At 70.9% G+C, this 23,548-nt stretch carries 25 protein-coding genes; 14 read left to right on the top strand and 11 right to left on the bottom strand.

The genetic code is table 11. From position 1 onward, the window contains the following. Positions 1-71 precede the first annotated feature (71 nt). The 7 genes from EV279_RS17135 (at position 72) to EV279_RS17020 (ending at position 6,323) form a co-directional block, all read left to right on the top strand. Positions 72-203, top strand: coding sequence for a hypothetical protein (locus tag EV279_RS17135; RefSeq protein WP_279526919.1), 132 nt, complete (start codon positions 72-74; stop codon positions 201-203). 151 nt (positions 204-354) lie between these two features. Then, the gene (locus EV279_RS07770; protein ID WP_133542320.1) at positions 355-1,530 is read left to right on the top strand and encodes an aminotransferase class I/II-fold pyridoxal phosphate-dependent enzyme; all 1,176 of its coding nucleotides are present in this window, start codon (positions 355-357) and stop codon (positions 1,528-1,530) included. A gap of 474 nt (positions 1,531-2,004) precedes the next feature. Further along, positions 2,005-3,795: a serine/threonine-protein kinase gene (locus EV279_RS07765; protein ID WP_166644487.1), complete on the top strand. Its 1,791-nt coding sequence runs from the start codon at positions 2,005-2,007 to the stop codon at positions 3,793-3,795. A gap of 139 nt (positions 3,796-3,934) precedes the next feature. Beyond that, complete coding sequence (msrB, locus tag EV279_RS07760) at positions 3,935-4,414, top strand: peptide-methionine (R)-S-oxide reductase MsrB (RefSeq protein ID WP_133542316.1); 480 nt, start codon at positions 3,935-3,937, stop codon at positions 4,412-4,414. Further along, entirely contained in the window at positions 4,411-4,971 is a 561-nt protein-coding gene (gene msrA / locus EV279_RS07755; RefSeq protein ID WP_133542314.1) for a peptide-methionine (S)-S-oxide reductase MsrA, read from the top strand. The genes msrB and msrA overlap by 4 nt, the downstream gene beginning before the upstream one ends. A 287-nt stretch (positions 4,972-5,258) precedes the next feature. Beyond that, a complete protein-coding gene (locus EV279_RS17130) occupies positions 5,259-5,552 on the top strand; it encodes a hypothetical protein (protein ID WP_133542312.1) in 294 nt (97 codons plus the stop codon). A gap of 195 nt (positions 5,553-5,747) precedes the next feature. Further along, on the top strand, positions 5,748-6,323 hold the full coding sequence (locus EV279_RS17020) for a DUF2510 domain-containing protein (protein ID WP_243728479.1): 576 nt from the start codon (positions 5,748-5,750) through the stop codon (positions 6,321-6,323). Between the two features lie 17 nt (positions 6,324-6,340). On the opposite strand, the gene EV279_RS07740 is transcribed toward EV279_RS17020, so the two are convergent. From EV279_RS07740 to EV279_RS07730, 3 genes are all read right to left on the bottom strand, one after another. Further along, complete coding sequence (locus tag EV279_RS07740; RefSeq protein WP_133542310.1) at positions 6,341-7,543, bottom strand: FAD/NAD(P)-binding oxidoreductase; 1,203 nt, start codon at positions 7,541-7,543, stop codon at positions 6,341-6,343. 147 nt (positions 7,544-7,690) lie between these two features. Beyond that, complete coding sequence (locus tag EV279_RS07735; protein WP_133542308.1) at positions 7,691-8,341, bottom strand: DUF1345 domain-containing protein; 651 nt, start codon at positions 8,339-8,341, stop codon at positions 7,691-7,693. Positions 8,342-8,394: 53 nt separating this feature from the next. Continuing rightward, entirely contained in the window at positions 8,395-8,895 is a 501-nt protein-coding gene (locus EV279_RS07730) for a DUF427 domain-containing protein (RefSeq protein ID WP_133542306.1), read from the bottom strand. Positions 8,896-9,009: 114 nt separating this feature from the next. Here EV279_RS07730 and EV279_RS07725 point away from each other — a divergent pair, with 114 nt between their 5' ends. Next, positions 9,010-9,612 carry an NAD(P)H-dependent oxidoreductase gene (locus EV279_RS07725; protein WP_133542304.1) on the top strand — a complete coding sequence of 201 codons (603 nt, stop codon included), beginning with the start codon at positions 9,010-9,012 and terminating at the stop codon, positions 9,610-9,612. A 16-nt stretch (positions 9,613-9,628) separates the two neighbouring features. Here EV279_RS07725 and EV279_RS07720 read toward each other — a convergent pair whose 3' ends face one another. Continuing rightward, positions 9,629-11,047 carry an NAD(P)/FAD-dependent oxidoreductase gene (locus tag EV279_RS07720; RefSeq protein ID WP_133542302.1) on the bottom strand — a complete coding sequence of 473 codons (1,419 nt, stop codon included), beginning with the start codon at positions 11,045-11,047 and terminating at the stop codon, positions 9,629-9,631. 164 nt (positions 11,048-11,211) lie between these two features. Here EV279_RS07720 and EV279_RS07715 point away from each other — a divergent pair, with 164 nt between their 5' ends. The 5 genes from EV279_RS07715 to EV279_RS07695 all read left to right on the top strand — a co-directional run bounded on the left by EV279_RS07715 (position 11,212) and on the right by EV279_RS07695 (position 14,840). Next, a complete protein-coding gene (locus EV279_RS07715) occupies positions 11,212-12,075 on the top strand; it encodes an ATP-binding cassette domain-containing protein (protein WP_133542300.1) in 864 nt (287 codons plus the stop codon). Then, complete coding sequence (locus EV279_RS07710; protein ID WP_133542298.1) at positions 12,072-12,746, top strand: ABC transporter permease subunit; 675 nt, start codon at positions 12,072-12,074, stop codon at positions 12,744-12,746. The genes EV279_RS07715 and EV279_RS07710 overlap by 4 nt, the downstream gene beginning before the upstream one ends. After that, positions 12,743-13,468: an ABC transporter permease subunit gene (locus EV279_RS07705; protein ID WP_133542296.1), complete on the top strand. Its 726-nt coding sequence runs from the start codon at positions 12,743-12,745 to the stop codon at positions 13,466-13,468. Before EV279_RS07710 ends, EV279_RS07705 begins: the two co-directional genes overlap by 4 nt. Before the next feature lie 31 nt (positions 13,469-13,499). Beyond that, positions 13,500-14,411, top strand: a complete 912-nt coding sequence (locus tag EV279_RS07700; RefSeq protein ID WP_133542294.1) for an ABC transporter substrate-binding protein — start codon at positions 13,500-13,502, stop codon at positions 14,409-14,411. 96 nt (positions 14,412-14,507) lie between these two features. Further along, the gene (locus tag EV279_RS07695; protein ID WP_133542292.1) at positions 14,508-14,840 is read left to right on the top strand and encodes a DUF2834 domain-containing protein; all 333 of its coding nucleotides are present in this window, start codon (positions 14,508-14,510) and stop codon (positions 14,838-14,840) included. Positions 14,841-14,849: 9 nt separating this feature from the next. Here EV279_RS07695 and EV279_RS07690 read toward each other — a convergent pair whose 3' ends face one another. The 7 genes from EV279_RS07690 to EV279_RS07660 all read right to left on the bottom strand — a co-directional run bounded on the left by EV279_RS07690 (position 14,850) and on the right by EV279_RS07660 (position 22,039). Then, the gene (locus EV279_RS07690; RefSeq protein WP_133542290.1) at positions 14,850-15,563 is read right to left on the bottom strand and encodes an SDR family NAD(P)-dependent oxidoreductase; all 714 of its coding nucleotides are present in this window, start codon (positions 15,561-15,563) and stop codon (positions 14,850-14,852) included. Positions 15,564-15,698: 135 nt separating this feature from the next. Next, positions 15,699-17,390, bottom strand: a complete 1,692-nt coding sequence (locus EV279_RS07685; RefSeq protein WP_133542288.1) for an AarF/UbiB family protein — start codon at positions 17,388-17,390, stop codon at positions 15,699-15,701. 37 nt (positions 17,391-17,427) lie between these two features. Continuing rightward, a complete protein-coding gene (locus EV279_RS07680; RefSeq protein ID WP_133542286.1) occupies positions 17,428-18,006 on the bottom strand; it encodes a PadR family transcriptional regulator in 579 nt (192 codons plus the stop codon). Positions 18,007-18,176: 170 nt separating this feature from the next. Then, the gene (locus EV279_RS07675; RefSeq protein ID WP_133542284.1) at positions 18,177-18,770 is read right to left on the bottom strand and encodes a dihydrofolate reductase family protein; all 594 of its coding nucleotides are present in this window, start codon (positions 18,768-18,770) and stop codon (positions 18,177-18,179) included. After that, positions 18,767-19,384: a dihydrofolate reductase family protein gene (locus tag EV279_RS07670; protein WP_133542283.1), complete on the bottom strand. Its 618-nt coding sequence runs from the start codon at positions 19,382-19,384 to the stop codon at positions 18,767-18,769. The genes EV279_RS07675 and EV279_RS07670 overlap by 4 nt, the downstream gene beginning before the upstream one ends. 35 nt (positions 19,385-19,419) lie before the next feature. Further along, entirely contained in the window at positions 19,420-19,932 is a 513-nt protein-coding gene (locus EV279_RS07665; protein ID WP_133542281.1) for an ACT domain-containing protein, read from the bottom strand. 4 nt (positions 19,933-19,936) lie between these two features. Next, on the bottom strand, positions 19,937-22,039 hold the full coding sequence (locus EV279_RS07660) for an acyltransferase family protein (protein ID WP_133542275.1): 2,103 nt from the start codon (positions 22,037-22,039) through the stop codon (positions 19,937-19,939). Between the two features lie 161 nt (positions 22,040-22,200). Here EV279_RS07660 and EV279_RS07655 point away from each other — a divergent pair, with 161 nt between their 5' ends. Continuing rightward, positions 22,201-23,502, top strand: coding sequence for an MFS transporter (locus EV279_RS07655; RefSeq protein ID WP_133542273.1), 1,302 nt, complete (start codon positions 22,201-22,203; stop codon positions 23,500-23,502). Positions 23,503-23,548: the final 46 nt, after the last annotated feature.

The raw sequence follows: 23,548 nt of genomic DNA, 5'->3' as shown, positions 1-23,548 counted from the left end.
CCCCGCCCGGCGCTCGCACCGCGCGCACAGAGGCTGTGAGCGGATGCTGCGGCATCCGTCCCCTTCCTTTCATGCGGCGGCATCGCCCAGGGGCGAACTTCCCGGACGCCGAGGTGAACGGCGTCGCGTTATCGGTCGGCTCCGGCGTGAACAGCGACGGCATCCTGCACTCGCTCACGGCCGGTCAGGTCTACACGTTCTGATCTCCGCCATCGGGGTGCTTCGCCGCTTTCCCGCCGGCGAAGCACCCCTTCGTCTTCGCCTCACCGCAGAAGGGCCTGTTGACGAGGCCGGTCGCCGCTGGGATCCTGACCGCATCGCTTGCCATCCTTTCTTGGGACGAGGGTGATTGCCATGGTGATGTCGATGCGCGCGACCGCGGCGAAGGCCTCGGTCGACGTCGTGACGGACTACCTCGCCCGCATGCAGGCCCTGACGGCCGATCCCGACGCGCTCGACATGACGTTCGGCAATCCGCACGAGTTCCCCCTCCCAGCGCTCTCCACCGCCATCCGCGCGCAGATCGACCCGCGATCGGTCGACTGGTTCGCGTACAAGACGAGCGAGCGGGGCGCTCAGGATGCTGTCGCCGCGGGCCTTCGAGAGGAGCTGGGCCTCCCCTTCCAGGCCGACGACATCGCGATGACGCAGGGCGCCTTCGGCGCGATGTCACTCGCCTTCGCGCTGCTCGCCGACGCCGGCGACGAGGTCGTGATCCCCGTGCCGGGCTGGTTCTGCTACGAGCCGATGCTGCATGCGGCGAACCTCGTGCCGGTGCGGGCCGCCCTCGCGGAGGGGAGCTTCGACCTGGATGTCGAGGCCATCGCCCGCGCCATCACCCCGCGCACGCGCATCGTGATCGTCAACTCTCCCGCGAACCCCACCGGTCGCGTCTATCCCCGGGCGGCGTGGGAGGCGCTGGCCGACGTGCTGGAAGGGGCGTCGCAGGCGAACGGCCGCCGCATCTGGATCCTCTCGGACGAGCCGTACCGGCGGATCCGCTTTCCCGGGGTCGGGTTCGAAAGCCCCGCGGGATTCTATGCCTCGACGGCGATCGACTACAGCTACGCGAAGGTCATGCTCGCACCCGGACAGCGCCTCGGGTATCTCGCGCTGTCGCCGCTCCTGCCGGCCGCCGAGCGCGCCGAGCTGCGGGCGGCCCTCATGCCGATCGGGCTCGCCGTCGGCTGGGGCTTCCCGGACGCGATCATGCAGTACGCCGCGCCGGCGCTGGAGACGGTGTCGCTCGACATGGCGGAGCTCACGCGCAAGCGCGACCGCATGTACAGCGCCCTGAGCGGTGCGGGCGTCGAGATCACCAAGCCGGAAGGCACCTTCTACCTGTGGGGCCGCGCGCCCGGTGGAAGCGCCCGGGAGTTCTGCGCCGCTCTCGAGAAGCGGAACGTCTATCTCATGCCGGGAACGCTCTTCGACCAGCCACATCACTTCCGGGTGTCCCTGACGGCGACCATGGACACGATCGAGCGCGCGATCCCCCACGTCCTCGAGGTGGCCGCCGAGCTGCGGTGACCGGTCGTCTGCCGCGGAGCTGCGGTAACCGGTCGTCTGCCGCGGAGCCGCGCGCGTGAGGATCACGCCGCGGCCGATGATGCCGTAGGAGCCGCCCTGCCGCAGGAGCCAGGCATCCGTTCCCGGCTCGACCTCGCGGCGAGCGCCCACCGACCACTGCGTCAGGTGGGGGGTGCCGCCCGCGACACGGCGCACCACGGCGGCGTAGCCGCCCGGCCACTCGTTCCACAGGCCGGGGTTCCACCCCATGATGACGTCTTCCCCGGACCGGGAGGGGCGGATGCCGCAGCCATGCCTCCATCCTCCCCCTCGCGCAGGCGCAGCCGGCGCGCGGCTGGTGGACGGGGTCGCGGGCGGGACCGGAACGTCGCGTCGGGGACCGGTCTTCCACACCGGCGCGTGGGTCGCAACCCCCTCATGCGGTCGTCCCGCACGCGAGAGCATCGGGACGAACCACAAGGAGCGGAAACCCCGATGAGCACCCCTCCCGCCCTCGTCAGCGACCGCTATCGGCTGGTCAGGCTCCTCGGCGCGGGCGGAATGGGGGTTGTCTGGGAGGCGTGGGACGAGAAGCTCCATCGCACTGTCGCGCTCAAGATGCTCCGGGCGCAGCCCGAGCTGACCGACGCCGAGCGACAGACCGCCACCGATCGCGCGATGCGAGAGGCGCGCATCACCGCAGGACTGCATCATCCCCACGCTGTCACGGTCTTCGACGTCGTCGAGCATGAGGGCCAGCCCTGCATCGTCATGCAGCTCGTCGAATCGACCCCGCTGTCGGTGCTGCTGCGCGAGCACGGGACCTTCTCGCCGTCCGAGACCGCCCGCATCGGCGCCCAGGTCGCATCGGCCCTGGCCGCGGCCCACGCGCTCAAGATCGTGCACCGCGACGTGAAGCCCGGAAACATCCTCATCGGAGCGGACGGCTCGGCGCTGATCAGCGACTTCGGCATCTCGCACGCCCTCGGCGACACCACCATCACAACGACCGGGCTCGTCCACGGCACACCGGCCTACCTCTCGCCGGAGGCGGCGCGCGGCCTGCCGATGAGCTTCGCCTCCGACGTCTTCTCACTCGGCTCGACGCTCTACGCGATGACGGAGGGCAAACCGCCCTTCGGATCCGAGAGCAATCCGATCGCACTCCTTCACCGGGTCGCCCGCGGTGGCTATCCCGCGCCGAAGAATGCCGGCCCGCTCACGCCGCTGCTGCGCCGGATGCTCGCGACCCAGGCGAAGCGACGGCCCACCATGGCGTCGGTCGTCGACGCGCTCAGCGGACTCCAGCAGGGACCCCTCGAGGTGCCGCGGGCTGTCCTCGCGTCCACGCCTCCCGTCCCCGAGGATTGGACGACGCAGCGCCTCGAGCCTGCGCAGGCGGACGACCCGGACGCGGCGGGTCACCGAGAGCCGCCGGCGGGGGATGACGCCGAGCCGACGACGGGGACGGATGCCGCAGCCGAGCCGCCGACGCGGGAGACCATCGCGTCTTCCGAGCCCCCGCTGACCGCCGTCATGCCGGCGGAGCCTACGGCCGAGACCCTGCGGGTGGATCAGCCGACCCGCTACGAACCTCCGACCGCCGAGACCGAGCCGTTGAGCCGGTCCGTCGCTGCCGCGCCCACGGATACCACCGCGACGACGGTACCGTCCAGGCCGGCACCGACCGCGCCGGCCGACGAGGCCCCGGCCTCGCCCCGAACCCGCGTCAGACGCCTGTGGGTCGTGGCCGGGGCGCTCATCCTCCTCGTGGCTCTCGCCGCCGGCGCCTGGATGCTCGCCGATATGCTGCGGCCGGAGGCGCTGGGCGAAGGACCGACGGCGTCGAGCGCGGCACCGACCCCGCCGAGCACACCCGCGCAGGCGACGCCGACGGAAGAGCCGTCGACCACGACCGCGCCGCCGGTCGAGGACGAGACGCCCGCTCCCCAACCGGCCTTGCCGGAGCAGCGCGTCGTCGAGACGATCGTCGCCTACTACGCCCTCATGCCCGGCCAGCGCGACAGCGCGTGGCCGCTCATGACCGCCGACTACCAGCAGAACCACGCCGGCGGCCGCGGCGGCTACGAGGCGTTCTGGTCGGAGGTCGAGGCGGTTTCGGCCGCGGAGGTCTCGGCGACCGGTGCCGATCGCGGCCAGGCGACCCTCACCTACACCTTCCGGGACGGCCGCACCGTTCAGGAGGTCACGAGCTACCGCTTCGTCGACGAGGGCGGCGTGCTGAAGATCGCCGAGACCGACGTGCTGAGCAGCGCCGGGCAGTGACGTCGTGGCCCACAGGGCCCCGTCGGCGGGAGCGGGCGAGAACTCACGGCGCGCTCCCAGCTTCGCGGGACCAAAACCGGGCAGGCATCCGTTCTTCCCAGTGACGCCGCAGCCAGCGACGCCGAGTAAGGAGGAGACCGTGGGAGACCACGACTACCGCAGGACCCCCGAGGCGGTCAGCCGCCTCACCGACACCCAGTACCGCGTGACGCAGGAGGACGGCACGGAGCCGCCCTTCCGCAATGCCTACTGGAACAATCACGAGGCCGGCATCTACGTCGATGTCGTGTCCGGCCAGCCGCTGTTCTCATCGCACGACAAGTACGACAGCGGCACCGGATGGCCGAGCTTCACCCGTCCCATCGAGCCGGACGCCGTTACGACGAAGACCGATTGGAAGCTCCTCGTCCCCCGCACCGAGGTCCGCTCCTCGGGCGCCGACAGTCACCTGGGCCACGTGTTCCACGACGGCCCTCGGGATGCCGGCGGCCTGAGATACTGCATGAACTCAGCCTCGATGCGGTTCATCCCCGTCGCCGAGCTCGACGACCAGGGCTACGGCCGGTACCGCAGCCTCTTCGACACCACCGACACCCACTCGCAGGAGAACGCATCATGACCAGCGGACCCACCGACACCGGAACCGTCACCCAGAACCCCGGCACCGAGACGGCCGTCCTCGCGGGCGGATGTTTCTGGGGCATGGAGGATCTCATCCGTCGCCAGCCCGGCGTGCTGAGCACGCGCGTGGGCTACACGGGGGGCCGCAACGACCATGCGACCTACCGAAACCACCCGGGCCACGCCGAGGCGGTCGAGATCGTGTTCGACCCGAGCACGACGTCGTACCGCGACATCCTGGCGTTCTTCTTCCAGATCCACGACCCGTCGACTCTCAACCGTCAGGGCAACGACATCGGCACGAGCTACCGCTCGGCGATCTTCCCCCTCTCCCCCGAGCAGGAGCGGGTCGCCCGCGAGACGATCGCCGACGTCGACGCCTCCGGGCTCTGGCCTGGCCGTGCCGTCACGACGATCGAGCCCGCAGGCCCGTTCTGGGAGGCCGAGCCGGAGCACCAGGACTACCTCATCAAGTACCCGAACGGCTACACCTGCCACTTCCCTCGTGCGGGATGGGTGCTGCCCAGGCGCAGCGAGGCCGGCGCCACGGCCTGAGGCACGAGAGGACGACGGATGCCGCGGCCCCCGGGTCGCGGCATCCGTCGTCTGTCGATCCCCCACCGGCGATGCCGTCCGCACGAGCTGCGGGCGACACGGCGGGCGTGGCACACTCCGCGGCGGCGCGTCATCGCCGGATCGGGCGGACGGCATCAGGGGGGCCCGCCGGCTCGGGACTAATCGGCGCGGCAGAGCCCGTCAAGCCCTATGCCGGCTTGGGTTGACGCCGCATGCTGGCTCGAGGAGTGCCGGCCCGCCCGGTGCGGAACGAGGTGGAGCATCACATGAGCGAGACACTTCCCGGCGTCCCCCTGCCCGGCGACCCCGGCCCTGGGCCCTCCGGTCCCCCGCCCGGCGAGGTGCCCGGAGCTCCCGAGGCGCCCTCCGGTCCCGGTGCGCCGCTGACGCCCGCGACCCCGGGGACCGATCCGACGACGCCTGAGCCGGCAGCGCCGAACCCGGCGGAGCCGCTCGCACCCAATCCGGAGGAGCCGAGCATCCCGTCCCCGGACGAACCGCTGGCCCCCAGCCCCGACGAGACTCCCGCCCCCTCGCCGACCGAGCCGAGCGCCACCTGATCGTCGGAGCCCCCGTCCCGAGCCGCCGTCGTTGCGAGGGCTGCCGGCTCGAGAACAGGAGAAGACGCGAGAACAGGCGATTCGAGGTCGGAAAGGTCCTGTTCTCGCTCCTTCTCCTGCTCTAGCAATCGGCGTGGGCATGGCGGCCCGCGATCGCCTGCCCCGCTCGGCATGGGCCCCGGTAGCCTCGTCGCCATGGGCACCGAGGCCGAACCCGGCTGGTACGACGACGGCACCGGCAAGCTGCGCTGGTGGGACGGCGCGCGCTGGACGCAGGACTACGCCGATTTCGGCGGGTTCGGCGTCGAGGTGCGCTCGGACGCGATTCCCCCGTCTTCGACGCCGGTCGCAGCCGGCTGGTACGACGACGGTCGCGGGCGGCAGCGGTGGTGGGACGGCCGGCGCTGGACCAGGCAGACCCGGTTCAGCGGCGGCGAGGACGCGTTCGGCGGCATCGTCGTGGACGGGCGGTGGATCCACCTGGGAGATCTGAGTCAGCCGGTCGGCGGGCTCACGGCCGTGGTCGCGACGGTCGCCGACCTCGCCCGACGGCCGTCGCTGCCGGAGGCCGTCCGGGCACGGGCCCTCTTCACGCCGCAGGGTCCCCTGACACCGCGCCAGTTCGGGCGGATGGACCGGCAGGCGGTGTTCCTCGCCGTCGAGGGCGGCGGGCAGCTGTGGCTGACGCCGGTCGCGCCGCAGGACGCGTCAGAGGCGCGCCGGTTCGCCGCGTGGATCAACACGTCGTCCGACCATTACCGCTACGGCTGAGGGACGGATGCCGCGGGTCACACGAGGCCCTTGAGGATCAGGTTCCAGTACACCCAGGGCAGGACGTGGCGATCGGCGATCCAGGCCAGCCGGTTCTCGCGGTACATGGTCTTGAGGAAGGGGATCGTGGGTTTGAGCTGCCCTTGAGCGTCGAACTCCGCCCACACCACGGTCGAGCGCGACACGGTGAAGGGGCAGACGGAGTAGGTGTCGTACTCCCACCGCGGCTGCTGCCCCTTACGCACCGCGGCGAGGTTCTTCGCGAGGACGTAGGTCTGCTTGCGCAGCGCGCCGCCGCACTTCGAGTTCGTCGTGGCCGCCGCATCCCCGAGCGCCCACACGTTGCCGTAGCGGGGGTGGCGGAGCGTGCGCGTGTCGACCTCGACGAAGCCGCCCTCGTCGCCGGGCGCGACGAGCGGGGTGGCGGCCAGCCAATCCGGCGCCGACTGCGGTGGGACAGCGTTCAGGACGTCGTAGCGGATGCGCTCGGTGCCCTCGGGACCGCCGATGACGACCTCGGAGGACTCGGCATCCACTTCCAGCAGCTCGCTGTCGGTGCGCAGCTCGATGCCGTACTCGGAGATCTTGCGCTCGAGCTCCCGATCGAACGCCGGGATGCCGAACACGGTGTGGGTGGGGACGACCATGATGACCCGGATGCCGTCGCGGACGCCGGTGGCCCGCCAGTAGTCGCACGCCTGGTACATCGGCTTCTGCGAGGCGCCCGCGCACGACGCCGGGCCGGGCGGCTGGGTGAAGACGACCGTACCGGAGCGGAGGTCGCGCAGAAGGAGCGACGCCTTGGCCGCCAGATCGTGCTCGTAGTGAGAGGCGACATTGGGCGCCGCGAGCGCCTGCTGCAGCCCCGGGACGCTGTCCCAGTCGTGCTGGATGCCGGGACACACGATGAGGTGCTCGTAGGTGACGCGACGATCGTCCTCGAGGGTCACGCTGCTCGCGTCGGGGTCGATCGAAGACACGCGGCCGCGGATCCACTCCACCCCCTTCGGCATGACGTCGCGCTGCGGCCGCACCGTGATGGCGGCGCGAGCGGTGCCTCCCGCCACGTGCGAGAACAGCGGCTGGTAGAGGTGCTGCTCCCGCGGCTCGACGATGGCGATGTCGTCGATGCCCAGCCGGCGCAGGCGCGCGGCGACCGAGATCCCTCCGTTGCCGCCGCCGATCACCAGGATCTCGTGGTGTGTCGTGTTCTCGGGCATCGCGAACCGTCCTCCGACCGATGGGTGCTGTCCACGGTATGCCGGGCGGGCGGCCCCGCGTCAGGGGTTGCGGGTCTTCGCCGACGCGGGTATCGGATGCCGCGTCAGGGGTTGCGGTCTTCGCCGACGCGGGTGTCGGATGCCTCGTCAGGCGTCGAGGATCGTGCTGAAGGCGAGCACGATGATCAGGGCGTTGAGGAAGAAGCTGAAGGTCGTGTGCCAGACGACGGTCCACCGCATGCGGCTCGTCTGGACGAGCACGTCCGACACCGAGAAGGTCGTCGCGTTGGTGAAGGAGAAGTAGACGAAGTCGACCAGGCGCGGCCGATCGGTGCCGGGGAAGACGAGCGGCGGCGGCGACGGAGCGAGTCGGAAGCGACGGTCGTAGATGCGCGCATAGCCCCAGTGGAAGAGCGCCCACGACAGGAGCATGGCCCAGACGCCGACGGCGTCGACCCAGTCCGCCCAGTCGGGATCGTCACGCAGGAGCAGGAGCTCGCTGGCGGCGACGATGCCGACCAGACTCGCGGCGAACGTGGCTGTGGTCGACACGACCGCGATGATCGGGTGGACGTCCACGTGCCGGAGCCATCGCGGAGCACGATCCGGGCCCCGGCGCACGCTGACGCCGACGGCTATGACGGCGGCGAGCCAGTACAGCGTCCCGAGGAGGCACCAGAGCGAGAGCACCTCGATCGTCGCGGCGTCGTCCTCGGTGAACAGGAGCGCCGCGCCGAGGCCGATGAGCCCGAGCTGCACGAGCAGGTCGACCGCGCGCACGACCACTGCGACCACCATGCGCGACCCCCGGCTTCCGTTGGGGACACGCTATCGGCTGGTGGGGCGGCGCCTCACCACCCCATCGATCCCGGCACGCCCTTGAACGGGCCCGCCACCGCCGACGTGATCCACCCCCCGTAGAACCCGCCGGGCTGGGGGACGACCGCTTCGCCGTCGACCGTCACCTCGTCCATGGGCCGGGCGTACAGGGCGACGCGCTCGGCCAGCGCCTCGAATCCCCGCTGCGGCGCGGGGTAGTTCCAGGCGGCTCGCGCAGCAGTCGCACCGTTGCCGCCCACGACGTCGAAGTAGACCGCGGAGCCCTTGAACTCGCAGTACGAGCCGCCCGCCGCGGGGACGAGGGCGCCGGCGCGGAACGCGGACACGGGCAGGTAGTAGACGGGCGGATGACTCGTCTCGAGCACCCGGACCACGTCCGTCGTGTCGACGAGAACCGCGCCGCCGAAGCGCACGACGACGCGGACATCCCGACGCTCGACACGCGGGGGGCGCGGATAGTCCCACACGGACTCCTGGCCGGGGGCGGTGGGTTCGGGGCGAGGGCGAGCCATGATCTCACCCTAGATCGGCACGCGGAGGGAGGGGCCGATCGTGCGCCTGTCAACCCTTCGGGGGTCGGCGCGCCGGGCTCGTAGTCTGCGACCATCGTCGACGAAAGGCACGCCATGGTCACCGCGCTCGCGCTCAACTGCACGCTCAAGCCCTCACCCGCGGCATCCAGCTCTCAGCTCCTCGCGCAGCAGGTGCTCGACGCGCTCGCGGAGCACGGGGTGACCGGCGAGCAGCTGCGCGTCGCCGACCACGACGTGAAGCCCGGCGTCGAGCACGACATGGGGGACGGCGACGAGTGGCCGCGCATCCGCGAGCGCGTGCTCGCGGCCGACATCCTTGTCCTGGCCACCCCGACCTGGGTGGGACACCTCTCGAGCATCGCGCAGCGGGTGCTCGAGCGGCTCGACGCCGACATCTCCGAGACGGATGACGAGGGCCGGCAGGTCATGGCGGGAAAGGTCGCGGTGGCGGTCGTGGTGGGCAACGAGGACGGCGCGCACGCGATCATCGCCGACCTCTTCCAGGGGCTCAATGACGTCGGGTTCACCGTCCCTGCCGCCGGGGCGGTCTACTGGAACGGCGAGGCGATGCACAAGACGGACTACAAGGACCTCTCGTCCACTCCCGAGGAGGTCGCCGGCGCGACGGCGACGCTCGCCCGCAATGCGGCCCACCTGGCGGCTCTTCTCACCGAACGGCCGTACCCGGGCGCGTGAGATCGCGCCGAGGCGTTCAGCGCCCGTACGCCTCGAGCCAGCGGAGCCAGACCTCGCTGAGCGTGGGGTACGACGGAACCGCATGCCAGAGGCGGTCGAGCGGAACCTCTCCGACGATCGCGACGGTCGCCGAGTGCAGCAGCTCGGCCACATCGGCGCCGACGAAGGTCGCGCCGACGAGCACCTCGCGCTCCTCGTCGACGATCGCGCGCGCCCGTCCGCGGTAGTGGTCGGCATACGTGGACGCGCCCGAGACCCAAGACAGGTCGTAGTCGAGGACGCGGACGGGGAGTCCGGCCTTTCTCGCTGACGCCTCGGTGTGGCCGACGGACGCCACCTCGGGGTCGGTGAAGACCACCTGCGGCACCGTCGCGTGGTCGGCGGTCGCGACATGCCGGCCCCAGCGTCCGTCGTCGACGTCCGCGCCCAGAGCGCGGGCGGCGATCACGTCGCCCGCCGCACGGGCCTGGTACTTCCCCTGGTGGGTGAGCAGCACGCGGTGGTTGACGTCACCGACCGCGTACAGCCATTCCGAGCCGCGGACGCGCAGCGTGTCGTCGACATCCAGCCATTCGCCGGGCGTCAGTCCCACGGTGTCCAGGCCCAGATCCTCGGTGCGGGGCGCCCGCCCGGTGGCGACGAGCAGCTCGTCCGCCCGCAGCTCGGATCCGTCCGACAGGGTCAGCGCGACGTCCCCGCCGCCCTCGCGCCTCACCTCGCTCACGCCGAGTCCGGTGCGCACGTCGGCTCCCGCCTCGCGCAGCGCGGTCGTCACGGCTTCGCCCGCGAAGGGCTCGAGCGCGCCGAGCAGGCCCGAGCGCGCGATGACCGTGACGGCGGATCCGAACGACGTGAACAGCGTCGCCATCTCGCTGCCCACCACGCCGCCTCCGAGGATCGCAAGGGATCCCGGCACATCTCGCACGCCCGTCGCGTCGCGGCTCGTCCACGGCGCGGCGTCGGCGAGTCCGGCGATGTCGGGAAGCAGCGCCGCCGACCCTGTGCACACCGCGACGGCGTGCCGCGCGATGAGGACCGTCTCGGCGCCGTCGGGGTCGGTGACGACGACGCGCCGCTCGCCGCTGAGTCGTCCGTGCCCACGGACGAGATCGATCTCAGCCCCCTGGAGCCACTTCACCTGCGAGGAGTCGTTCCACTCGTGCACGATCGCGTCGCGCCGCCTCAGCGCCGCGGCGACGTCCACGCCGCCCGTCACCGCCTGCCGCGCCCCGTCGACGTCCGAGGCGGCACGGACGGCCGACCCGGCCCGCAGGAGGGTCTTCGACGGCATGCACGCCCAGTACGAGCACTCTCCGCCGACCAGCTCGCTCTCGACGACCACGACCGACAGTCCCCCCTGTCGCGCCCGGTCGGCGACGTTCTCGCCGACGGGCCCGGCGCCGATCACGACCAGGTCGTACTCTCGCTCACTCATGACTGCCACCGTATCGAGCGTGCGACACGACCGGGCCGGGGTGCATCCGAATCGGCCCCCGACTCCGAATGAGCACGGGAGACTTGTCTCGTCAATACCTGTTCGCCGGCCGGCCGATGTGTTCGTATGCATGGTTGGCTGGAAGCCACGTCGGAAAGGACACCATGGCGATCGAGTTCCGCTCTGTCACGAAGCGGTTCGACGACGGCACTGTGGCAGTCGACGACTTCAGCCTCGTCATCCCCGCTCACAAGACCACCGTGCTCGTGGGATCCTCGGGATGCGGCAAGACGACCCTGCTCCGGATGATCAATCGGCTCGTCGAGCCCACCGGCGGCGACATCCTCATCGACGAGGAGTCGATCTCCCGCCGCGACCCGGTGCTCCTGCGGCGCAGCATCGGCTACGTCCTGCAGAACTCCGGGCTGCTGCCGCACTTCACGGTGGTCGACAACATCGCCACCGTTCCGCGACTGAACGGCGCCTCCAAGACCGAGGCACGCGCACGGGCGCTCGAACTGCTCGATGTCGTGGGGCTGGATCGAGCCCTCGCCGAGCGCTACCCCAGCCAGCTCTCCGGCGGCCAGCAGCAGCGTGTCGGCGTCGCGCGCGGCCTCGCCGCCGACCCGAACATCCTGCTCATGGACGAGCCGTTCGGCGCAGTCGACCCGATCGTCCGGCGGGAGCTCCAGAACGAGACGATCCGCCTGCAGCGCGACCTCGCCAAGACCGTCGTCTTCGTGACGCACGACATCGACGAGGCGTTCCTCCTCGGCGACCAGGTCGTGATCCTGCGCAAGGGCGCCCGCATCGCGCAGGTCGGCAGCCCGAGCGAGATCATCGAGAACCCCGCCGACGACTTCGTCGCCGACTTCATCGGCACCGAGCGCGGCGCGCGCGCTCTCTCCATCGCGCACACGCCGCGGGGCCCCGTCCTGGTCGATGCGGCCGGACGCACGCAGGGCGTCCTGGTCGACGAGGGGGCGAGGGATGCCGCGGGCTCCTCCGCATCGCGGGGAGCGCCGTGACCTGGGTCCTCGACAATCTCGACCTCATCTGGCAGCTCACCGTCGACCATCTCCGGCAGAGCGCGATCGCCATCGTGCTCGGCTTCGTCCTCTCAGTGCCGATCGGGTGGGCGGCCTTCCGCTACACCCGGTTGCGAGGACCCGTCCTCACGTCGATCGGGCTGCTGTACACGATCCCCTCCTTCGCCCTCTTCGCGATCCTGGTGCTGTTCGGCGTGCCGTATCTGTCGGAGGCGAACCTCGTCATCGCCCTGACGATCTACGCCGTCGCCATCATGACGCGCTCGGTCACGGATGGCCTGGTATCGGTCGACCCGGTGACACGCGCAGCCGCCGTCGCGGTCGGATTCGGCGCCTGGGCCCGCTTCTGGAGGGTCGACTTCCCCCTCGCCGGCCCCGTGCTGCTCGCGGGGCTCCGGGTGACCGCCGTCTCCACCATCTCCCTCGCGACGGTCGGAGCCCTCATCGGCGTCCAGAACCTCGGCTACCTCTTCACCAACGGCTCCCAGCGCAACATCGTCGCCGAGATCCTTGCCGGGGTCGTCGCCGTCGTCGTCATCGCCCTCGTGATCGACCTCTTCCTCGTGCTGGCCGGCCGCGCGCTCATGCCGTGGGCGCGGCGCGACCCGCGGGGGCGCTCGGCGCGCGGAGCCCGGACGGCGATCGCATGAACCTGCTGCTGGAAGCCTTCGCGTGGATCTTCTCGCCGGCACGCCTGGAGGGGTCGATCCCGCTTCCCACCGCGATCTATCAGCAGCTGGCCTTCACGTTCGGCTCCGTGGCGATCGCGGCCCTCATCGCCATCCCCGCGGGGTGGGCGATCGGCCACACCGGCCGCGGGCGCGAGACGGCGGTCTTCGTCTCGGGCGCCGCCCGGGCGCTGCCGGCCCTGGGCGTCGTGGCGCTCCTGCTCGAGCTGATCCCGATCTCGTACAAGACCTTCGCTGCGGTGGTCGCGTTCGTCCTCCTGGCGATCCCCTCGATCCTCGCCGGGGCGTATTCGGGATTCGAAGCCATCGACCGCTCCGTCATCGGAGCGGGCCGCGCGATCGGAATGACCCAATGGCAGGTCCTCTTCCGCATCGAGGTGCCGCTCGGCCTCGCGCTGCTTATCAACGGCTTGCGCTCCGCGACGCTGCAGGTGGTGGCGACCGTGACGATCGCGGCGTACTTCGGCCTCGGGGGTCTCGGCTTCTACATCATGCAGGGGCTGGCCAATCGCGACTTCCCGCAGATCCTCGGCGCCTCGATCATCATCATCGTGCTCGCCCTCGTCCTGGACGGGCTCTTCGCCCTCGTCGCCCGCTTCGCCGTACCCCGCACCGACGGCGGCCGCACCCGCCGCACTCCCGCCCCTCCCGTGACGGTCGCCGCCACGGGACCAGCCGTCTGATGTCCTTGCCCATCACACCCGGAGGATCCACATGAAGCACACACGCACCCGCCTCTCCCTCGCTGTCGCCGGCGCCGCCGTCGCGGCGCTCGCGCTCGCCGGCTGCGCCTCGAGCGCCGACCCCCTGGACGGCGACGCGGGGGGCGCGGCCACCGACTCGTCGACCATCGTCATCGGCTCGCAGGCCTACTACTCGAACGAGATCATCGCCGAGATCTACGCGCAGGCGCTGGAGGGCGCCGGATTCGAGGTCGAGCGCCAGTTCAACATCGGCCAGCGCGACGCGTACCTCCCCTCGCTGGAGGACGGATCGATCGATCTGTTCCCGGAGTACAGCGGCAACCTGCTGCAGTACTACGACCCCGAGACCACCGCGACCACGCCCGACGACGTCTACGCGGAGCTCCAGGATGCGCTGCCCGACGGCCTGACGGTGCTGGAGCAGTCGTCCGCCACCGACCAGGACTCGTACAACGTGACGGCGGCCTTCGCAGAGGAGAACGACCTCGTCTCGATCGAGGATCTCGCCGGCATCCCCGACCTCACGCTCGGCGGCGCGCCCGAGCTGGAGACGCGTCCCTACGGTCCGACCGGCCTGAAGGATGTCTACGGCGTGGACGTCGCCTTCAACCCCACCGCCGACACCACCGTGGACGAGCTCGTGGCCGGCACCATCCAGGTGGCCAACGTCTACAGCGCGGACCCCCGCATCGAGACCGACGACCTGGTCACCCTGGAAGACCCCAAGGGACTCTTCCTCGCTTCCAACGTCGTGCCGCTCGTGAATGCCGACGTGGCCGACGAGATCGCGGACGTCATCGACAAGGTCAGCGCGGCCCTCACGCCCGAGGGACTCGTGGCCCTCAATGTCCAGTCGACCGTCGACGAGCGATCGGCAGCGGACATCGCACAGGACTGGCTCGCCGAGAACGATCTGAGCTGACCGCGCCGCCGGCTGATCGGCCGGCAGCGCTTCGCGGGGGCCCGCATCGTGCGGCCCCCGCGATCCCCGAGGAACCCACGTGCCCGAGGAGGCCGGATGAAGCCGCGTTGGACCCCGCTCGCCATCGGCTATCTCGTCCTCTCCCTCATCGGGCTGGTGGGGACCTTCATCCTCAACGCGTGGACGGTCGTCGAGGCCCGGAACTACTTCGGCGACATCTTCGGCAGCGGCCCGGCGGTCTCGTCGATCGGCGTCGACCTGCTCGTGGTGGCCGTCGCCGGCGCGGTCTTCATCGTCGCCGAGGCACGCCGGCTGGGCATGAAGCGCGCCTGGCTCTACATCGTGCTGTCGCTGGTGACGGCCTTCGCCTTCACCTTCCCGCTGTTCCTCGCGATGCGCGAGCGCCGGATGGCCGCCGACCGCGTCTGATTGGCCGCGTCACCACGCGAGTGCGCGACCGTCGCGAGTGAACGAGCCCGCCGGGACGAACCCGTCTCCCAGAACGGGACGGAGGATGCTGAGTGCGCCGTCGCGCGGATCCCGGGCGCCCATCCCGGCCATGCCGGGCGCAGTGGCGGTGAGTCCCGGATCGACGACGTAGACCGCGACGTCCCTCTCGCCGAGCTCGAGTGCGGCCTTCCGGCCGAGGACGTGCACCGCCGCCTTCGACGCCGCGTAGCCCACCGCTCCCGCGTTCGTGGTGACGCCGAAGTCCGGGTCGCCGTGCGAACCTCCCCCGCTTCCGACGATGATGAGCGAGCCCTGGGCCCGCATGAGCGCCTTCGAGAACGCCTGGATCGTCCGCCATGTGCCGAGCACGTTGACATCGAGGATGTCGCGAGCGCCGTCGAGGTCGGCCGTGAGGACCGTCTCGTCCCACGGCGAGAACTGCGCGGCGTTGGCCACCACGAGGTCCGCGCCGTCCTCGCCGAGCTCGGCGGCGACGGTCGCGAGCGACGTCTCGTCCCGGAGGTCGGCGACGCGCACCTCGACCGCGGATCGGTCGAACGCCTCCCGCGCTCCGGCGGCATCTCGGACGACGGCGATGACGTGCCAGCCCCGTTCGCTCAACAGCTGCGCAGCCGCACGCCCGATTCCCCTCCCTGCGCCGGTCACGACGGCCCGGCGTGTCCTCGCGGTGTGCTCCGACATGGACTCCTCCGCACTCCGGTGTGCCTGCAGACTCGCTAGCCAAACTAGTGACACTCGGAGGAGGGAGGGCCGATTCTCAGGAACTTCGTCGATCTCGGAGCGGATGCCGCGGCATCCCTTCCCGCCTCCGCGCCGTCAGAGGGGTCCGCGCCCGCTCGCCCACCCGGCCAGGAGCGCGTGCAGGGCAGCGGGGATCGACGCGACGATCAGGACGACCGCCCACACCAGCTCATCGGAACGGAGCAGAAGTCCGCCCAGGAAGAGCGCCGCGAATACGACGGCCGACACGATCCGTCTCGCCGTCCTCTCGAGCGAGCGCATCCGCTGCTCGAGCCGCGGCGACTCGGCCACCAGCCGGCCCTCCTCGATACGGGTCACCGCGTCGTCGAGGCGGCGCGGCAGTCGTGCGGTGATGCCGGCTGCGCGCACGACCTCCTGGCCGATCGCCTGCGCGAAGTTCCCTCGCTCGTCGCGGAGGAGCTGAGCGGCATACGGCTCGACGGCGTCCCAGATGTTGAAGGCCGGGTCGAGCGAACTGCACATCCCGGACGTGAGCGAGATCGCGCGCACGATGAGGAGGAAGTTCTCCGGCAGCTGAAACGGAAGGGCCCGCACGACGTCGCCGAACTCGACGGCGAAGGCACGGAACTCCCGGGGGTCGACCTCCTGAAGCTCGGCGAACCCCATGCCGCCGAAACGGGCGAAGAGGGCGGTCATCGCGCGCTCGAGCTCGGTCGTGTCGGCCGAGGGCAGGAGCACGCCGACATTCCGGATGCTGTCGACCATCTGACGTCCGTCGCGGGCGGCGACGGCGATGATCAGTCGCTGGAGGCCCTTGCGGAGGCGCTCGGGGACCTCGCCCATCATCCCGAAGTCGATGAAGGTCAGCTTCCACTCCCGGCCTCCCGGGGCGCCAGGGGTGGGCGTGACGAAGATGTTCCCGGGGTGCGGGTCCGCGTGGAAGTACCCGTCGCGGAAGAGCTGATCGAACATCACCGCCGCGAACTCGTGGGCGACCGCCGTCGGATCGATCCCCGCCGCCCGGAGCGCGTCGACGTCGTTGATCTTGATCGCCGTGACGTCCGAGAGCGTCAGCACGCGGCGGGTCGTGCGCTCCCACGCCACCTCGGGGACGTCGACGCGCGCGTCGCCGGCGAAGTTCGCAGCGAAGCGCTCGGCGTTGGCGGCCTCGGCGAGATAGTCGATCTCCTGCAGGCTCGTCGCCCCGAACTCCTCCATGAGCGCGGGGAGGTCGACACGGTCCGAGACCACGCGGACGCGGCTGAGCCAGCCCGCGACCTTCCGGAGTGCGGCGAGGTCGACCGCGACGATCTGGTCGATCCCCGGGCGCTGGATCTTCACGACCACGCCGTCGAACCCTGTGTCGTCGGCTTCTTCCGGTCGCAGCCGAGCCCGGTGCGCCTGTCCGAGGGATGCCGCTGCCAACGGCACCGGGTCGACAGACGCGAACGCCCGCTCGAGCGGCATCCCGAGCTCGGATTCGGCCAGCGCGCGGATGGCGGCGAAATCCACCGGCGGCACCTCGTCCTGCAGGCCTTCGAGCTCTCGCGTGATCTCCGGCGGCAGCACGTCCAGCCGCGAGGACAGGAACTGCCCGACCTTGATCATGAGCCCGCCGAGCGACACGGCCAAGCCGTGGAACTTGCGCGCGAGCCGGGTCAGCCGGGCTGCCCGGCCACGCGCCGAGAAGCGAGCGAACCCGATGCGCGGGAGGAAGAGCTCGTACCACCACGCCTGCACCATGTACCGGGCTGCGAACCGCAGGATCCGGCGATAGCGGGCGCGCTCACCGCCGACGTCGGCCATCGATCACTCCTTGACGCCGACGTTCCGACGGCGAGGGTCAGTCCTGGGCGAGAATGGAGTAGAGCTTACGGCGCGCCTCTTCGAGCACCTCGATCGCCTGCTTCACCTGGTCGGGGCTGCCGGATTGCCCCACCTGTGCCGCCGCCTGGGCGAGGTCCACGCCCGCCTTGCCGAGACCGGTCCGCGAGCCGCCCTTCGTCCCCTGCGACTGCCAGGGAGCCCGCCCGCCGGCCTCGTCGGCCTCCGCCTGACCGGCCGCGGTGAGCGAGTACGTCTTCCGGCCACCGGACTCCTCGGCCAGGATGAGGCCCTCATCGGCCAGCAGCTGGAGTGTCGGGTAGACGGATCCTGCGCTCGGCTTCCACGACCCGCCGCTGCGCTCCTCGATCTGCTGGATGATCTGGTAGCCGTGCATGGGCTGCTCGGCCAGGAGTGCGAGCACGGCGGCGCGCACGTCGCCCTTGCTCACTCGCGTGCTCGACGTCGCCGAGCCGACCTTCTGGTCGAAGGCTTCCTTCAGCTGGTCGAGCAGGTCGAACAGGCCCGATCCCGCCCCGCTCCCGGACTTCCGGGGGTCGAACCCGCCGAAGCCGCTTCCCGTCCACGAACCGCTCATGATCGTCCTCCTGGGTGTGTGCGAGCGCGGCGCGCTCAACGATATACATACCGATATATCGTCATCCGACGTCCCCGGCAAGAGTTTCGGGCGGAGAGAACGCTGAGAGTCGGGGATTCTGCGGAATCGGAGGTGCAGAGGCACGACGAGCCGACCGATCGTCGAAGACGTCAACGACTGTCGGGATGCGGCATCCGCGATCCTTCGAGCGGCCGTGCGCGGACGTTGATCTCGTGTCGCGGCTCGTCGGTCATGGTGAACATGAGCGGGATCGGCGCCGCCCCGGGGTTGTCGTAGAGCCGGACGCCGTCGCCGAGGAGCACGGGCGCGATGTGCAGGTCGATCTCGTCCAGGAGGCCACGATCGAGCAGCTGACGCCCGATGGAGGCGGACAGGATCTCGACGTTCTTGCCGCGGGCGGCGTCTTTCGCGATGCGGAGCGCCTCCTCCACGTCGCAGCTCAGGATGGTCGTGCCCTCGCTCGGCGGAGCGTCCTCGGGGTGGTGCGTCAGGACGAAGACGGGACCGCTCCAGGCGCCGCCGTAGATCGTCGACGCGTCGGGGAAGGCGTCGAAGCCGTCGCGGCCGCCGAGCACGGCACCGGTCGTCGCGATGTACTCGTCGAGGATGTCCGGGCGTCCCGTCGTCAGCCCTTCCATCCAGTCCATGGAGTGTTCGGGGCCGGCGACGAAGCCGTCGAGGGACATGGTGAAGTGCCAGAGGGCCTTGCCCTCCGCCTTCTGCGGGCTGGGCTCGGTGATCATGACTCCTCCTTCCCCGCCGTGCGGCGGACGCGGTAGCGGACGTGCGTCACGAGCGACGCGCCCCGGGTGCTGACCAGCTCGAGGTCGACCGGCCCCACGCCCTCGAACAGACGCAGGCCCGTCCCGACGATCGTGGGCGAGATCTGCAGCATGAGCTCATCGACGAGACCGGCCGCGAGGTACTGGTTGATCGTGCTCACGCCGCCGGCCACGTGGACCGCGCGCTCCTCCGCGGCATCCCGGGCCCGGTCGAGCGCGGCCTCGATCCCGTCGGTCACGAAGTGGAACGTCGTGCCGCCCGCCATCGGGATGGACGCGCGCGGATGATGGGTGAGCACGAAGACGGGAGCGTGATAGGGCGGGTCGTCACCCCACCACCCGCGCCAGTCGCGATCCCACTCCCCGCGCACCGGGCCGAACATGTTGCGTCCCATGACGTAGGCCCCGGCAGACACGATCTCGTCGATCTCGGCCCGGTTCTCCTCGGGCGTCTCGAACATCCATCGATGGATGAGTTCGCTCGAGGTGTCGCCGAACGGCCGCTCCTCGGTCTGGTTGTGACCGGAGCCGATCCCGTCGAGCGAGATCGTCATGGTCGCGATGACTCGTTGCATGCTGGTCCTCCACACCGGCCCGTCGGACTAGTCGGTCAGTCTCGACGCGTGACGTCGACCTGCAGCTCGTGGGCGAGCCGCTCAAGCTCTTCGACGAGGGCGTCGACGTCGACGGATGCCGGGACCGCGGCCGAGATCGTCGCCTCGAAGAGCCGGCCGCCGGCCATGGCCGCATCCCTGGTCTGGCTGTTCATGCGCTCGATGCTCACGCCGTTCGCGCTGAGCGTCGCCGACAGCTCGCGGACGATGCCCGGACGGTCGTTCCCGAGGACCTCGAACGTGAACAGGCGCTCGGGCGAGGCATCCGTCGTGTCCTCGTGCCCGGGCACCGCGACCGTGAGAAGCCCCTCCACCTGCGCCAGCGCGTCGCGCAGCGCGTCGGCGCGGTGCGGGGCGACCGAGACCTCGATGATGCCCGCGAAGGCGCCGGAGAGCTCGGCGAGCTGGCTGTTCTCCCAGTTGCCGCCGTGCGAGTCGATGACTTCGGCGACGGCGGCGACGAGTCCGGCGCGGTCGTCGCCGACGACCGTGAGCACGAGGGTTGTCATGGGCTCAGGGTATTCCAGGCGACCGTGCCGCAGGGGCCGTGTGCGGACGCTCGCCCGGACCGCGAGGTCCGGCGAGGGGCTCCCCGCCCGAAGTCGCGGACGGCAGGAGCGGACGCAGTCTCTCCCCCATCACGCCGCCCAGCAGCGCGCTGAAATCCGCCGTCAGATGGTGCGAATCGCGGTACACGAGGGTGTCGCCGATGATGGGCGGGCACCACTGGGCGCTGCACAGGTAGTCGTTGAAGTCGAGCACCGGCACCCCCCGCACGGTCGCCGCCGCGGCGGCGGCCCCGCGCGACGCGTCGCGCAGCGCGATGGCGCGCGGCTGCCCGCACACCTCGGCGTCCGACAGATGCGCCGACAGGCAGGGGGCGGGGTCCTCGCGGATGTCGGGGGTGTCGGCGATCACGGCCTTCGGCACGGTGATCGCGTCCAGCGTCGTCCCGTACGCGGCCTCCCACGTCGCGAGATCGTCCTTCACTCCGGGTGAGAGGTCCGGGTCGCTGTAACCGGCCAGGAGCACGATCACGGGCCGCGACTCGTTCACGGCCGCGATCACAGCCTTCCGCCACTCCGGGCACTGAGGATACGGCGTTCCGCGGCGGGTCGCGTCGATCGCCGCATACGGGCAGGAGCTCTTGGTGTGCACCTCGACCGCGTACCCGGCCGAGAGCGCGAACGACTCGAGCGCGGGGAACCAGTGCGCCGCGTGGGAGTCGCCGAACAGCGCGATGCGCGGCGCCGACGGGTCGCCGTACAGGCACTCCCCGGCATCCGTGGCGGCGATGCCTCGCACGCAGTCGTCGGCGTAGACCTCCGGAAGGCTGTCGTCCGCATCCCGCAGCGACGGGCGGAGGTTCTCGGGGACGAAGTCGGTCGCCTGCGGCGGGTCCTCGATCGCGGGCGCGGGGGCCGCTTCCGCGACGTTGAGCGTGCGGGTGTCGGCGACGGCGTACGCGCCGGTCGCCACCAGCAGGCACGCCACCGAGCCGACGGCGGCGCCGATGAGCGTCCGCCGCGTGCGGGCCCGCGTCAGCCACGACGCGCGCCGCATCGGATCTTCGACGAACCGGTACATCGTCCACGCGAGCGGCACGCACGCCAGCGCGATGAGCAGGGTGAGCCACAGCGGCAGGCCGCCGCGCGAGGCGGATTCCGGGATGACAAGGGCCGGCCAGTGCACGAGATAGAGCGAGTAGGAGATGGTCCCGATGAGCACCATGGCCGGCGCCGACAGGACGCGGTCCGAACCCCCGCGGGTCTGCGACGCGCCGGCCACGATGACCAGCGCGGCGCCCAGCACGGGAACCGCCGCCCACCCGCCGGGGAACAGGGTCTTCGACGAGAAGAGCGTGATCGAGGCCGTGATCGCCGCCATGCCCGCCCAGCCGAGCCATGGTGCCAGTCGCCGCGGGACCAGCTGCTCCCGCCGCAGCAGGAGGAACGCGACGATGCCACCCGCGCCGAGCTCCCACGCACGCGTCGGCAGCCAGAAGAACGCGAGGGGCTGGGACCGGAGGGTGAGCCACACGCCAGCGACGAAGGATGCCGCCACCACCGCCACCAGCATCCAGAACAGCGTCCGCCGGGACTTCACGACGAGCCAGGCCAGCCCGAGCAGAGCCGGCCACACGAGGTAGAACTGCTCCTCGACGCCGAGCGACCAGTAGTGCTGGAACAGCGACGGCGTCGTCGACTGCGCGAGGTAGTCCGTCTGGTCCATGGCGAAGAGGTAGTTCGGCACGTAGAGCGCCGTCGCGACGGCTGCCCGCCACACCTTCTCCATGAGCAGCGGGGGGTACCAGATGAGGGCCGCGACGATCGAGAGCACGAGCACGACGAAGGACGCGGGGAGGATGCGCCGGGCACGGCGCGCGTAAAACGATCCGAAGCGGATCCGGCCCTCGCGCTCGAGGCTCCCGAGCAGATGCGTCGTGATGAGGAAGCCCGAGATCACGAAGAACACGTCGACGCCGACATACCCGCCGGGAAGGAACGGGACCCCCGCGTGGTACAGCACGACAGCGCCCACGGCGATCGCTCGCAGGCCCTGGATGTCGGGCCGGAAGCCGGAGGAGCCGGTCCCGCTGGGGGTGTGCTCTGCCACGATCCGTGAAGTGTAGGCCGGTCGGGTGAACCGGACGGGGGGACTTGACAGCGAGCCTCGCCCACCGGTCGGGTCTTGACGTCGGGCCCCGGCGCCGCCAGGGTCGGTGTCGAGCCGCTGCGCCGGCGCCGGCACCTCGCCACCTCGAACGGACCGATGCCATGACTCGTCCCGCACGCACGAGGACGCGGCGCACGATGTCGTCCCTCGCGGGGTTCTGGGTCGTCGCGGCGGTCTTCACGACCGTGACGGCCTACGCGACCATCCCGACGCCGCTCTATCCGCTCTATCAGGCACAGGACCGCTTCCCCGTGCCGATCATCACGCTCATCTTCGCCGCCTTCGCGGTGGGCGTGGTCTTCAGCCTCTTCTTCATCGGACATGTGAGCGACTGGGCCGGGCGCCGTCGCATGACCATGATCGCCGTGGCGACCTCTGCGCTGGCTGCGATCGTCTTCCTCACCTGGAACGCCGTACCGGGCCTCGTCGTCGGCCGCTTCGTCGACGGCGTGAGCGTCGGCACCCTCACCGCGGCGGCGACGGCGCACCTCGCGGAACTGCGCCGGAGCGCCCGCCCGAACGAGACGGCGGTGATCGCGGCCTCCGTGGCCGGCGCGGCGAATCTGGGCGGCCTCGCGCTCGGCCCCCTCATCGGCGGACTGTTCGCGGAGTTCCTCCCCGACCCGCTCGAACTGCCGCACGCGGTGTTCCTGGTGCTGTTCGTCGCGTGGCTGCCCGTGATCCTCCTCGTCCCCGAGACGATCGACCCGACGAAGGATCGGCCCGCCTATCGCCCGCAGCGGCTGGCCTTCCCGCCGGGCGGCGGCTCCGCCTTCGCCGCGGCGGGAGTCGGTGCCGCGGCATCCTTCGCCCTCTTCGCCCTCTTCACCTCGCTTGCGCCGACGTTCATGCACCAGACCTTCCGTGTCACCGATCCCCTCGCCGACGGCGCGGCCGTCTTCGCGGTGTTCGGCGCAGCCGCACTCGCTCAGATCGTGCTCGTCGGCGTTGCTCAGCGCACGCAGCTGACCATCGCCGTCGTCTGCTTCGCCGTCGGTCTCGCCGCGATCGCGGTCGGCGCTCTCCTGCCGGCGCTCCCCCTGTTCCTCGTCGGCGGCATCATCGGCGGGGCGGCGGCGGGCATCATGTTCCGCGCGGCGATCGCGTCGGCGGCGGCCCTCGCACGGCCCGACCGGCGGGGCGAGACGCTCGCCCTCCTCTTCCTCATCGCGTATACCGGGCTCGTCGTCCCGGTGCTGCTCGTCGGGGTCAGCCTCGCGTTCGTCGGGGAGATCACGGTGCTCCTCGTGTTCACCGCGTTCGTGCTCGTCGCGACCGTCGGAGCCGGCGTCGTCATGCGCGGCCACTCCGCGCCCGCGACCGCTCGAGCACAGCGCCAGGGGTCGTCGGGGGCTGACCACGGTCAGGACTCCGCGCCGTCCGCGGGGACCCCGACCGACTAATCGACGGCCTGGTGCGTGTCAACCGCCGGGGGTCGCCCGGGAAGGC

The organism is Microbacterium sp. BK668, from assembly GCF_004362195.1.
Lineage (GTDB): Bacteria > Actinomycetota > Actinomycetes > Actinomycetales > Microbacteriaceae > Microbacterium.
The sequence above is the reverse complement of the archived record's forward strand: the minus strand, read 5'-3'. Positions and strand labels throughout refer to the sequence as shown.

Excerpts from the sequence above, each read along its gene's own strand:
- EV279_RS07765 (WP_166644487.1), top strand. The coding sequence starts at position 2,005 with ATGAGCACCCCTCCCGCCCTCGTCAGCGACCGCTATCGGCTGGTCAGG.
- EV279_RS07730 (WP_133542306.1), bottom strand. The coding sequence starts at position 8,895 with ATGGCTCGCCCTCGCCCCGAACCCACCGCCCCCGGCCAGGAGTCCGTG.
- EV279_RS07685 (WP_133542288.1), bottom strand. The coding sequence starts at position 17,390 with ATGGCCGACGTCGGCGGTGAGCGCGCCCGCTATCGCCGGATCCTGCGG.
- EV279_RS07705 (WP_133542296.1), top strand. The coding sequence starts at position 12,743 with ATGAACCTGCTGCTGGAAGCCTTCGCGTGGATCTTCTCGCCGGCACGC.
- EV279_RS07675 (WP_133542284.1), bottom strand. The coding sequence starts at position 18,770 with ATGATCACCGAGCCCAGCCCGCAGAAGGCGGAGGGCAAGGCCCTCTGG.
- EV279_RS07655 (WP_133542273.1), top strand. The coding sequence starts at position 22,201 with ATGACTCGTCCCGCACGCACGAGGACGCGGCGCACGATGTCGTCCCTC.
- EV279_RS07720 (WP_133542302.1), bottom strand. The coding sequence starts at position 11,047 with ATGAGTGAGCGAGAGTACGACCTGGTCGTGATCGGCGCCGGGCCCGTC.
- EV279_RS07770 (WP_133542320.1), top strand. The coding sequence starts at position 355 with ATGGTGATGTCGATGCGCGCGACCGCGGCGAAGGCCTCGGTCGACGTC.
- msrA (WP_133542314.1), top strand. The coding sequence starts at position 4,411 with ATGACCAGCGGACCCACCGACACCGGAACCGTCACCCAGAACCCCGGC.
- EV279_RS07740 (WP_133542310.1), bottom strand. The coding sequence starts at position 7,543 with ATGCCCGAGAACACGACACACCACGAGATCCTGGTGATCGGCGGCGGC.
- EV279_RS07715 (WP_133542300.1), top strand. The coding sequence starts at position 11,212 with ATGGCGATCGAGTTCCGCTCTGTCACGAAGCGGTTCGACGACGGCACT.
- EV279_RS07670 (WP_133542283.1), bottom strand. The coding sequence starts at position 19,384 with ATGCAACGAGTCATCGCGACCATGACGATCTCGCTCGACGGGATCGGC.
- EV279_RS07665 (WP_133542281.1), bottom strand. The coding sequence starts at position 19,932 with ATGACAACCCTCGTGCTCACGGTCGTCGGCGACGACCGCGCCGGACTC.
- EV279_RS07680 (WP_133542286.1), bottom strand. The coding sequence starts at position 18,006 with ATGAGCGGTTCGTGGACGGGAAGCGGCTTCGGCGGGTTCGACCCCCGG.
- EV279_RS07725 (WP_133542304.1), top strand. The coding sequence starts at position 9,010 with ATGGTCACCGCGCTCGCGCTCAACTGCACGCTCAAGCCCTCACCCGCG.
- EV279_RS17130 (WP_133542312.1), top strand. The coding sequence starts at position 5,259 with ATGAGCGAGACACTTCCCGGCGTCCCCCTGCCCGGCGACCCCGGCCCT.
- EV279_RS07735 (WP_133542308.1), bottom strand. The coding sequence starts at position 8,341 with ATGGTGGTCGCAGTGGTCGTGCGCGCGGTCGACCTGCTCGTGCAGCTC.
- EV279_RS17020 (WP_243728479.1), top strand. The coding sequence starts at position 5,748 with ATGGGCACCGAGGCCGAACCCGGCTGGTACGACGACGGCACCGGCAAG.
- EV279_RS07690 (WP_133542290.1), bottom strand. The coding sequence starts at position 15,563 with ATGTCGGAGCACACCGCGAGGACACGCCGGGCCGTCGTGACCGGCGCA.
- EV279_RS17135 (WP_279526919.1), top strand. The coding sequence starts at position 72 with ATGCGGCGGCATCGCCCAGGGGCGAACTTCCCGGACGCCGAGGTGAAC.
- EV279_RS07700 (WP_133542294.1), top strand. The coding sequence starts at position 13,500 with ATGAAGCACACACGCACCCGCCTCTCCCTCGCTGTCGCCGGCGCCGCC.
- EV279_RS07695 (WP_133542292.1), top strand. The coding sequence starts at position 14,508 with ATGAAGCCGCGTTGGACCCCGCTCGCCATCGGCTATCTCGTCCTCTCC.